This window comes from Bacillus sp. TE8-1, assembly GCF_008368855.1.
GTDB classification, from domain to species: domain Bacteria; phylum Bacillota; class Bacilli; order Bacillales; family Bacillaceae_G; genus Bacillus_A; species Bacillus_A cereus.
Window position 1 is genome coordinate 1 of record NZ_QPET01000031.1, and the last position, 11,336, is coordinate 11,336.

Consider the following 11,336-nt stretch of genomic DNA (forward strand, 5'->3'; position numbering starts at 1 on the left):
ACAAATGGGATAGAGGGGTTAGGCGTGAAACAGCTCGCTAATGTGTTAACTCCCCTGACGTTAATCGTCCGTTAGGTCAAAACGTTAGAAACCCCCACTTCAAGCTTTGCTAAGTGGGGGAGTGTTCATTAAATTCACCTAAAACGTTGAATTAAGGAAGTTGTTTATTTTCTGTTTAAATTGTTGATGAAATAATCTGTTCAGATCTACATCGCTATTAGAAAACTCTTTAATTTCTTCCATTGAAAATGTGCCACCCCAATATGGAGAGGTATGAATATCCGAATGGAATGTCACTCCTAAATGGGTAGAAGGAATGGCATTTAGCATGATGTTTGAAATTTCTTTTAAAACGTCTTGGGAAACATCTTGTGGTACATCAAAGATTAATTCATCATGTATCTGTAATACGATGTGTATATCATGCTCTTCAAGTATAGATTTGTAATTATCCTGTAGCCATTCATCTCTATCTAAGCATTTTGTACCATCTGGCCGGGTGGGATAAAATAAATTTACCATGGCTTTTTTAACTTGTGTCGCAGACGTTCCTTGTATTTTAAAGTTACAACTTTGCCGTTTTATTTTCTCTAATCTCCAATCTGAATTTTTGTTCTTAAAGGTGGAAGAATTGGTAGCTTTTAATATTGTTTCTTTAAAACGTCTTTTTCTACCAAAAAAATCTTTTACATAACCATTGGTTAAAACTTCTCTATGTGTTTCAGCTTCCCATCTTAAAAAGTTGGGTAATTGTTGTTTAAATTGATTAATTAACGAGGTCGCTGCTACTTTTGTAATATTTAATTGATCGGATAAACCGATTTCTGTTATACCATATAAGGTCACTTAAACCCCTTAGTTTCCTAAGGGAGTGGACTATACCTTAGCAACTATTTCAAGTTACTTCTCACATTAAGCGAACTCGTTAGATTGGTTGTTTATATAACCGCGGAACGCTATAAGTCTCTGCACCTGCCATTCATATGAACGCTTTGGCACAGGATTACCATATGCTTATACACTTAGGTTTCCCTGTTTTGAGTGAGATTTTAATTCGGCAATCCCTTTACCGAATACAATGCTTTTCATTTCTTTTCTAAGCGATTCAAAAGCATTTGCCAGAGAAGGAATGGTAGTACTATTTAGTTCCTTCATATTATATATCTTCAAGATATATAGACATTCTGGGGTATCTGACCATTTATTTATAAGCTGTTGTATATGATGCTGAGTCTCTTTTAATGTCTCTCTTTTATAATTTCGAATATCCTCAAACAAGTTATAAGTAAACCCCTTAATTTGGCAAGTGATTTGACTATGTACATCTAAACCTTTCTTAAAGGCTTCAATTAGAACCGGTTCTTGTGTTACTATTGCGAGCCAACGTAATTCTTGTTGTATGTATACCGCCATTTTCATGGTATTTGAACACTCCTTAAAGGAGCCGGATTAGACTATACCTTCTGTTGCATTCCTGCAAATAATGGGCAAATTTTGTGACCACTAAGCCCATAGCCTACCGTATAAATGAGTTCGATGGATTTATCAATTTTGGTTGATAGACGACTCATTATTTTGTTAACTATGAATCAAGATGATAATTAACAAGCAGTCGTTGCACTTCTTGTCACTAGAAGCACAGGATTCGCTCCACCGTTACATGAGGGCGTTCCCTGTTTTGAGTAGGTTTAGATTAACGACTTCAGCCAACGTTTTGTAAACTGAAGTCAATACTGGTGAATAATCTACCTCTTTCTGCTCTAAAGGCCATACGTATAAAATCAGCTTTACTTGGTACTTGTTGTCATTGTAGTAATGCAAGGCTCTTTATCCTTGCTCTCTTTTTTCAAAGAGTATCGGACTATATCATCACCCTGTTGTAGAAGGGTGGATCGCTTTCGTGCTTATTTCACCTGTTCTAGGTTAATTTAAGTAGTCTCTGCACCTTTCTAATATCCCTATTAGACTTGGCTCAGGATTGACATAGGTAATTACCCTTAGCTTTCCCTGAATTAACGATCTGCTTACACATAAAGTTACCTTTATGCAGCCCACAACTTTAGGTTTGGTGACGAGCAACTCATACGTCCTGTTTTAGTTCCTACAGAGTTATAGATAGGATGAATTTTATTATCGATAGTACCTTGTTGTTCTTTGGGTAGGGAGTTGCAAAAAGAACTTATTAATTTCACTAAGCGACGATATTCTAGAATTAGAGGAATTACAGGATGCATTGATAGATTACGTATTAGCGTTTTTCTATCTGTTTTTAGCTTGGAAATCACACTTTTGCAACCTTTGTCATATTCCATGATAGGTTTTAGAATAGCGTTATCAATATAAAGTTTTTGGGCCAAATGGGCTGGAGAATTTATATTAAACAAAGTGCTTGTTAATTTATTTACGCTATTATATTTATTTTGTTGCTTAGGTGGGTGCACACAATTATTTAATGTGATAGTAGAACCTAGGTGATTCAAGATTTCTTTTTTTACGGATTGTAATTTCGCTTGGAGTATTTGTTTTACATCATTGCTTAGAAATTCTTCATTAATTTTAATACCTTTTCTTTCAGCAGTAGTAAGTACTGCTATTAAAGGCATCTCTATTTCTCTAAATAATTTATATATAGGAACAAGATTAAATTTAGGGTTTTCAAAAATCCTTTTCTGATACTCGAATACAGACTTTAGCATAAAAATATCATAGCAAGCGAAGTAGGTAGCTACATGGTGTTGTAGCTGATCATAGAGTGTCTTTTCAAACATATATTTTTTTCTATCAATGGTATTTAAAATGGTTCCTTTTGAAATAAGACGGGGTAATACATATTCTTTATACCATTCTTTTACACCTTTTGAATGGTTCTCATTTAATAGGTTTGCAGCTATCTCAGTATCCCAAAAGATATTATATGTAATGTCAAAATTACACCAATTATATAGAGCATGAATGTGTTGCTTACTGTTACTAAGTATTAATAAGGTATCTTTCTCTAATAGTGGTGAGAGTTTTTTTATCGTGTATTCTAGACTTAATGTAGAGATATTCTGTGATAATCGATGTTTAAAAGGCTTAATAGGTATATAAAAAAAACTGTTATCCATAAATCCAATCGTAATTGAGATGATTGAGTCTTTAAAAGGATTCAAACCAGTGGATTTCGTATCAATAAATGTATAAGCTTGCGAATGTAAGGTTTTATACACCTTATACTTGGTAATGAATTCTTTAAATTGTTCAGGGGTATGTATTAAGTAGTAATTTAAAGGTAGTTTTACTGAATTATTAATTCCGTGAACATATTGATTTTTTTTTATCGTAATCTTTTTTTTCTCATTTTTTTTTGTACGAGTTTTTTGCGTGCTTTCTTTTACTTCGCGCTTATTTAATAGTGTAAAAATGTCCTGATTGGATTCATTTGATTTAAAAAACAAAATTTACAACTCCTTACTTCAAAAAGGGACGAAATAATCGTCCCTTTCTATATTTAATAATAGAAATTAAAATTCCATACGGTTTTCTAAAACGGTAATTTATGATTAGTAGTTCTCAATTGTTCCTTTTCATCAAAACCTTCAGTAGTTAATGAAAGAGTAGGGGAACTACATTGAAACTGTGCTTGCTGTAAATTGTATATTGTTGAGGCTGCATTCATAAATTCTTGGATTTCATCAGGACTATGAGAAGTTATATATGTTGATATATCAAGCATTTCAATTTCATTAAAGTCTGGCTTCTTTAATATAGGTTCTTCATCCACTGAAGTATAATGATATGGTTTAGCTGAATAAGTGGTATCATTAGCACCTGTCCCACTTCTAGAGATAGTGACAAAATCTTTTGTAGGATCAATCATGTAAACATTAAAGTCTGTGTGTAATTTTTGAATGTGAGTTTTCGCTAAAGAGACTAGCTTAATCTTATTATCTAATGGATCATATACACGTAATTTAATCTTCAAATTCGGATATTTACCAGGATTAACGTGACAAAGGGGGCACACATCTGTCCCTGGACAACGTATATATTTGGGTTTTAAGGTAGGTTCATAATGCTCGCGAATACCAACCAGATTTTCATACCAATCGATAAATAAAAGTGTAAGTGGTTTTTTATCTTTAAACGTAAGAAAGGTGTTTCCCACTTTTAAAATTGCATCTAATCCTTTTATTGTCGTCATACTTTATTTCCTCCTTAAATTGACAAGATATATAACGTCATCAAATTGTTATATATCGATATAAAGGTTTATTTAAATTAACTTTGTTTATTCTATTTATATAAATAAATAGAACTTAAGTTTTTAAATGCAGACTGTAAGTTATGAATCTAGTCAATATTTAATAGTAACAAATCAATAGTTAAGCTTAATAATTTTCCAATAAAGTTCATGTAATGAATGGTTATATATATAAAAGAGGGCTGAAATCTAATAAGAAACAGATAAAAAACGCCTTTGAAAATTATTGTCGATGTTGTATACTAGTTGTATATACTAGACTGATTAATAGTTATCGTAATAACTAATTAAATAGTTGCGGAATTTATAATAAAAATAAAAGTTGCTTTTGTTTACAAAATGTTCTTAATTGTTTTACAATATTTTTAGGTGATTGTTGTTTGAAATAGTAGGGAACTATGTATATTAACAACAATAAATGCTACGCAATTTCTTTAATGCTCTTGTTGAGTGCGATTTATTAATTTTAAGTTCGTTTGCGATTTCGGCTAAATTCATACAGACTCCTAAGCCGTCATATAGCATGTATTCTATGACATGTTGTTCAGTCGGGGTAAATTTATTTCTATGTATTTCAAAATCTGCTTTAACAATTGAGAATTCATATCCTTGTTCGTAAGACTCTTGGCAAAATGTAGGGCAATTATTTTCACTAGAATCGTCTTCAATAAATCCATCACAATAAAATACAGAAGTCGAATTTTGTTCTACCATTCTATTTGTATAACGATAATAATCAACCACGGTTCTTTTAATAATTGTTTGACAAAATGAAGGTAGCTTTTCAGATGGAACTGTTGTTTGTTGAAGAGATTTCATTATACGCAAGATACAATCTTGTTTCACATCTTCTTTATCTTGATTTCTCACCTTAAATAGTTCAAAATTAAAAATTTTAGCTATAGATTCAGAGTTTAGTATTTCCATTATTAAATCTTGAAAGTTTATAGTTGCTGTGTTCATTATATAAATCCCCTTTATTTGAATGAATTAAAATTTACTGCTTAGTAAACTAATTGAATTTGTATTTAATTTATCTAGTAACCCCATCTTAAGTAAGTCATTGGAGTCGATTTTTGAATCTTCAGTGAATTGGGGTGGATAAAGCGTATGATTGACCGTGAATCCTTCCTGTAATAAGTGTTTTGTTGCTTTTTGTGTTGCATCTTTTCCAGCTTTGTCATTGTCAAAAAATAGATCAACTATCTCTATACCTGCTAGATGTAATTCGCGTATTTGGTTTTTAAATAATAATTTTCCGTTAATTGCAACAGCAGGAATACCTACTTGATAGTTACTCATTGCATCTATAGGAGATTCTACGATACGAACTCTTTTAATCCGATTGGCTGATGTTCGTAATTGATTAATTAAATGAAGTCCAAATAAAATATCTTTTTTGTTTGGTAACCCTTCGTTGATAAATTTTGAACCGTTATAATTGCTTCCAATTTTTCGTTTTTGTAAAAAGCGAAGATCCCCGTTTCGAGTACGTTGCGGAAATACGATACATTTATTTCTGACATCTATTTTTATTTCGTAAGTATCTAAAGTCTTCATGTTTATTCCACGCTGATTAATTAAATAGGACATTGCTACATTGTAAATTTCTTGATTTTTAAATTTTTCCTCATCCAATTTTTTGAGTGTTTCTTCGGATAACGTATTTGCTTTTATACATTTTTTTCTTGTAGCTAAGATTTTTGTAATGTCTAAAGGTTTACGATTGTCTTCAAAATAGTAATTTGATAATAGGGCTTTTAATCCGTTGCCTTGTTCTAAAACAAAAGCGGTTTCAATTACACAATCTATGGTTCCTAAGTATCCACAACAGAAACAGTGTGTGTGATAGGGAGGGGTTTTAGAAATACCAAATGATGGTCTTGTTTCTGTATGATTCGGACAGCAACACATTATATAATTGCCGTTATCATTTTTCTTCGAAAATGCTGCATGGTTACTTTGATATCTAAGGGAATACTGATACTTAAAACGCAAATCATCTATTAGACTTGGTATATCAAGTGATGTATTTTCGAGAATTTCTATATTTTTTGCTTTTTGCATGTATTTTCATCTCCATTATTAAGACTAGAAGAACTGTTTTTCATACTGATTGTTTATGGTACTAATCAGTCCGGTATCAAAGTTATATCGCACAATGAAACTTTGGCCACTAGCATTGCCACGATTTTTTATAACCTGTACTTTAAAGGTAGTTTCATTTATTTTGATAATAGATATACCTTTGCTAGCATCTTGGAAAATTGCATAAGTTTCCCCGATATCTTCACCAGTCATCGTGCTATCATTTAGACTTTTTTTTATTCTTTTAGCAGACTCTCTGTTAGCTTGTGCTACTACATAACCTGGAATTCCTGTTCCTAAAATCATTTCACGTACTGCTGCTGATATTTCAAATAATCTTTGTCTTAAATCCCCAAAATTATTATTGGAGCTATTTAAACGTACTTTGGATAATTGATCTAAAACAAAGCGAGTATGTCCTTCAGACTCAAGGATGCGTTGTATTTCAGTAACTGTATAGGGGCGACCACCATTTTTTTGAATATCATAGATGACCATATCTTTTTGCTTTTTCCTTAGTTGATCTAAAAAGAAGATATAACGGTCTTTTTGTTCAGCTGACATAGTACCACGTTGTATGCCTAGATTTGATACACCAGCCAGGACATGATCCCAATTTCGGGCAATTTCTTCGGCACGTTGTTCTAAAGCAAAGTAGGCAGGGAAATCCCACTCGATATTACTATTCCAAGCGGACATTAACATAAATGAGGATATTAATGTTTTGCCCATATTAGATGGTGCGAAAACAAGAAAATAATCAGTTTCTTGCCCATCACTTACTAATCCATTAGTCACTAAATCTAATGTTTTAAAGCCTGTAGTCGCTCCTAAAATTTCATTTTCATCTCTACCATGAATTGATAAGTATTTACTCTTACGTGTATCCGCCATTCCAGTATATGAGTATCCTTTGTTGTCAATATTCGCAAGTTTTAACATATTCGTGGCATTTAATTTAATATCTAAAATAGCTTCTACAGTTTTCTTTTCAGCGACAAGGTTTGCTGCTTTTTGAAGAAAGGGCTTGAATTTTCTATGTAACCAATCTTCTTTAAGAGCATCTACTACAAATTCTGTTTTTTCTAATTCGACCATTTCAAATTCTTCAAATATATTCATTACGGTTTCTATTGTTGGAAGTTGTTTTTGTAATTCTTTAAAATTTTTAATGTAATTAAAAATATCTTTATGTATAGGAAAATGTTCTTCATCAAGGCCATTTTTATCAATTGAAGACCAATCTCTGTTTTCTAATATATGGTTTAATAGTTGTAATTCTTCAATGGATGGCATAATATAGACTCCTTTTCATCTAATCTCGACATAATAATCGATGTGATAATGGAAATAGTTGCGATTTTTTTAATAACAAAACGCGGAACTTATGTTCGTTTTTAGGGTGAAAAATTAGAACTTATGTTCTTTTGTAATTTAAAATAAAACGTATGTTCTATTTTTGTCAAAAAATAAAAGAACTTATGTTCGTTTTTGGGGCGTAAAAGAATAGAAGATTAAACCAGAACCCTAATGGAATAAAGCATCTTACTATCCAAAACAGATATTGCTGCTTTATTATGTTCTGATTAACTTCTTTTGTTTTACAGATATTTATATATAAGGATTTAATGCGTTTCTACTCAATTCATAAGCTGAAAATTTAATCATGTAAATTAGTATACTATGGAAATATATTAATTGTAATACTATTTTTACATATTTATCATATTATTGTTAAATGGATTCTAGAAAGACCCCGTTACATGACGAGATCTTTATATAATTGGCTTCAGAATATAACTTTTTTCTTGTCTTCTATCACGACCTCCTAATTGATATACAACAGTATTAAATAACATACGAGATGTAATAATATCCCCAAGACAATTCTCTTGTTCTAATTGTTGGAGTGTAAGATTAGAAGTGAAAAATGTTGATTTTTTGTTTTCTTTACGAAAATCAATTACATCATAAGTAAAATCCTTAATATAATTTGTAAATCTCCCATTTCCTATATCATCAAGTATTAGTAGGGGAACCGTCTTCATGAGTTTTACTTGTTGTAAAACTTTTTGTGTGAAATCTTCATCATTTAATTGATAAATTTGCCGTAGATCATTTGCCCATGAACCATACTTAATATAGAGTACAAGCGGAGACTCAAAATTAAATAAAGAAGGATTCATTACTGATTTAAATATATATTCCATTGCAAAGGCTATAGCAGTATATGATTTACCAGTTCCTTTTTGTGGATGTATAAAAGCAAGATTATTTCCATTCTTAACAATTTCCTCTATTGAATTAAAAGTATCTATAATGTAGTCTTTGTACATTCTGTTATCCGTGTCTATTAAGAAATTTCTTTTATTTGCATTTTGATATTCTAAAGGAATTTGAGAAAGCTTTAAAGCTTGATTAAGTAAGATATAACCGCCACACTCAGGATTTATTGTATAATCCTGTGGCAGGGGAGTAGTACCATTTCTACGTTGGCACCAATCTCTAACAACACATTGTGTACAAGTAACATAAGGTTCATTCAATATTCACACCACCTATTATCCTATAAATTATTTATATGATTTTGTAATTTCAAAACTGTTATATAATAGATTGATTTTTAAATATAAAATTACTAGTCAATACTTCAATATTTAATTCTTTTTTTTCTAAAACATGAAGGAATAAAGCATTTAAGTGATTTATTGTATTTGGCTGAATCTCCATATGATGTAATGAATATTTATTTTGATTAAGAAAAGACAATATTGAATTCTTACATTTCATAATATCCTTCCAACCATATTTTTTTGCAAGTGTATCTATTACTTCCCATATCATTTCTGATACTTTTAGGAGTGTAATTTTATCACATTTTATTATGTAGTATCGATTACTTTTTCCACGACCTGGGACCTCTTTTTTTATAAATCCTTTTTCAACTAATTCATTAATATAACGAATAATTGTATTTATTGAGCAGGAGCAAGATATAGACAATCTATAAATACTTGGGAATGCAAATTCTCCTTTTTTATAAATGTAATTCAAAATGTTAGAATACACCAATTTTGCGTGAGTACTTAGGCCAATACAGTGAGCTACCATGCTAGGAATGCTTATATGCCCTTTGTTGTATGAGCTATTGTATATAAATTCTCTTTCTTTTGAATTTGGCATCGTTTTATACAATTAAAACACCTCTTTCTATTATAAGTATCGTTTTATATGCTGAAAAAGTTGAGGGGGAATTTTAAGGAAATAAAAAATAATTCTACATTCAGATAAAAAATAATTCAATTTACCTATAATACTATTAAATAAAATCCAATAAACACGCAGTTTTTTAATAATGGAAAGCTTTAATTGTTTATATTCTTGCGTAGTTTGGGTTTGATTATAAATAGCGATTATAAAGCGGGTATTACAACTTGAATAGTTTAGAGGTGATGATATGAAGAGTAATTGGAAATCTCATCCGATTTGTGGATTAGGAGATCAAATTGGAAAAGCTATTATGCTTACATGTAAAGAAAATGCATATATTGGTGGTTTAAAAGACATCACTGAAAAATTCATTATGATTGAAGTTGGTGAGGGGATGGTTATTGCTGTGGACCGCACTGTATTAAATGATGAATCAATAGAACTACATATTGTGGGAGGCTAAAAGATTGTCTGATTTTGTTATAAGTGAAAATACGCGTAATAGCATTAGTACTATTAATGCTCCTAGACCAAAACTAGATCCCCGAGATCCTAATATTGGGAAAGTAGCACTGGTTAAAGAAGGGGCATATAAGGGTCTAAAAGGTATAATATATCCACCTACTAAGGAATTGAAATATGATGGAGAGTTTGTAAAAGGATTTACAGGGCATTATGAAGTAGAAAAACTCTATCATGTAATGTTCTTTTTTGAGGATGGTACATTTTTTTGTGCAATGGAGACAGATTTAATGGATTTAGAGGTAGAAGGAGGTATATTCATTATTGATGACGGAGATGGAACTGTTGCAAAACCCTATGGATGTGGAGAAAGATTATACACGTCGGTTCCCGAAATTTATCATGAATTACCTTTAAATAAATCAGGTTATATCATTATTAATACTTATCAAGCCAGGCCGGTAGATTCTTTTTTTAAAGTGTTTTGGATTAACGATCTTACTACACCAATTGGACAAACTCATACACACGCGTATGGACAAGGTTTTAATACATCAAATGATATAATATTTTATTATGATCCCAAGTTTAACCCGAATAAAATAGTCGTTAAAAATGATTATATAGGAAATTGGTATCATAAAGTAAATTGCCTTACAGAACTTGATGGCTCATACTTTAAGCCATATACCTGTGGAACTAACATTGTTCTTAATAGTCCCATAGACAGGAAGAAGTGTTTTTTTCAACTAATTGAACGTACAGGGGAAGTTGAAGTTGTATATAAATACTTGGGAGACCCTAAAAGTGAGGCTTCATTAGAAGTGTCTTGGCAGAATGAAGTGATAGGGAAAGTAAACACTAAGCAAAAAAAATTTGAGGAGAAAAGCATTATTTTCAGTGTAGATGAATTAAAAATGTTTGATCCGCAGGTAAGAGTTACAGTACATGGACACTGGGAAGTGAAAGTAAAATGTCCGGTAAATAAGGGGATATCAAAGTTAAGAGAAAAGAATTTTTGAGTACTAGTGGTATGGCTTAGGAAGAGATAATTACATAAAAATACATGTGAGTTAAGATATGCATAATTCTACTATAAAATAGATATTTTTACGTTCACAATCAACAATATGTAGTAGCTCTACAATAAGTAGATAAGGCCAAAGGTATCTTTTGTAAGCGTAACGATTATGAATTAGCTGAAGAGCGTTTAGTTTCTGCTTTGGATATATTTAAGAAAAATGAAGAGAATCATGCTTGCCTTATCGGTTGTCATAATTTAAGATTCTTATACAACAGTTAGAATTTATCAGAATTAGCAATTCGTCATATA

11 protein-coding genes are annotated in these 11,336 nt (G+C 31.1%); 2 read left to right on the forward strand and 9 right to left on the reverse strand.

The annotated features are described in order from the left end of the window. Positions 1 to 138: 138 nt before the first annotated feature. The 9 genes from DN404_RS25815 to DN404_RS25855 form a co-directional block, all read right to left on the reverse strand. A complete protein-coding gene (locus tag DN404_RS25815; protein ID WP_149215618.1) occupies positions 139 to 846 on the reverse strand; it encodes a DNA polymerase in 708 nt (235 codons plus the stop codon). Between the two features lie 168 nt (positions 847 to 1,014). Further along, the gene (locus DN404_RS25820) at positions 1,015 to 1,419 is read right to left on the reverse strand and encodes a hypothetical protein (protein WP_000781409.1); all 405 of its coding nucleotides are present in this window, start codon (positions 1,417 to 1,419) and stop codon (positions 1,015 to 1,017) included. Positions 1,420 to 2,042: 623 nt separating this feature from the next. Next, positions 2,043 to 3,437, reverse strand: coding sequence for a DNA polymerase (locus tag DN404_RS25825; RefSeq protein WP_149215619.1), 1,395 nt, complete (start codon positions 3,435 to 3,437; stop codon positions 2,043 to 2,045). An 86-nt stretch (positions 3,438 to 3,523) separates the two neighbouring features. Next, the gene (locus DN404_RS25830) at positions 3,524 to 4,183 is read right to left on the reverse strand and encodes a hypothetical protein (RefSeq protein WP_149215620.1); all 660 of its coding nucleotides are present in this window, start codon (positions 4,181 to 4,183) and stop codon (positions 3,524 to 3,526) included. 465 nt (positions 4,184 to 4,648) lie between these two features. Beyond that, a complete protein-coding gene (locus DN404_RS25835) occupies positions 4,649 to 5,206 on the reverse strand; it encodes a sigma-70 family RNA polymerase sigma factor (RefSeq protein ID WP_001090550.1) in 558 nt (185 codons plus the stop codon). A 27-nt stretch (positions 5,207 to 5,233) separates the two neighbouring features. Beyond that, positions 5,234 to 6,310 (reverse strand): toprim domain-containing protein, encoded by a 1,077-nt coding sequence (locus DN404_RS25840; RefSeq protein ID WP_102956634.1) that lies wholly within the window; start codon positions 6,308 to 6,310, stop codon positions 5,234 to 5,236. Between the two features lie 24 nt (positions 6,311 to 6,334). Continuing rightward, positions 6,335 to 7,627: a DnaB-like helicase C-terminal domain-containing protein gene (locus DN404_RS25845; RefSeq protein ID WP_006915012.1), complete on the reverse strand. Its 1,293-nt coding sequence runs from the start codon at positions 7,625 to 7,627 to the stop codon at positions 6,335 to 6,337. Between the two features lie 479 nt (positions 7,628 to 8,106). Then, positions 8,107 to 8,877, reverse strand: a complete 771-nt coding sequence (locus DN404_RS25850; RefSeq protein ID WP_006915014.1) for an ATP-binding protein — start codon at positions 8,875 to 8,877, stop codon at positions 8,107 to 8,109. Between the two features lie 58 nt (positions 8,878 to 8,935). Next, on the reverse strand, positions 8,936 to 9,526 hold the full coding sequence (locus DN404_RS25855) for a helix-turn-helix domain-containing protein (protein ID WP_149215621.1): 591 nt from the start codon (positions 9,524 to 9,526) through the stop codon (positions 8,936 to 8,938). 262 nt (positions 9,527 to 9,788) lie between these two features. On the opposite strand from DN404_RS25855, the gene DN404_RS25860 reads away from it, so the two are divergent. Both DN404_RS25860 and DN404_RS25865 read left to right on the forward strand, forming a co-directional pair. Further along, the gene (locus DN404_RS25860) at positions 9,789 to 10,004 is read left to right on the forward strand and encodes a hypothetical protein (protein ID WP_006915018.1); all 216 of its coding nucleotides are present in this window, start codon (positions 9,789 to 9,791) and stop codon (positions 10,002 to 10,004) included. A gap of 4 nt (positions 10,005 to 10,008) precedes the next feature. Then, positions 10,009 to 11,025: a hypothetical protein gene (locus DN404_RS25865; protein WP_149215622.1), complete on the forward strand. Its 1,017-nt coding sequence runs from the start codon at positions 10,009 to 10,011 to the stop codon at positions 11,023 to 11,025. Positions 11,026 to 11,336: the final 311 nt, after the last annotated feature.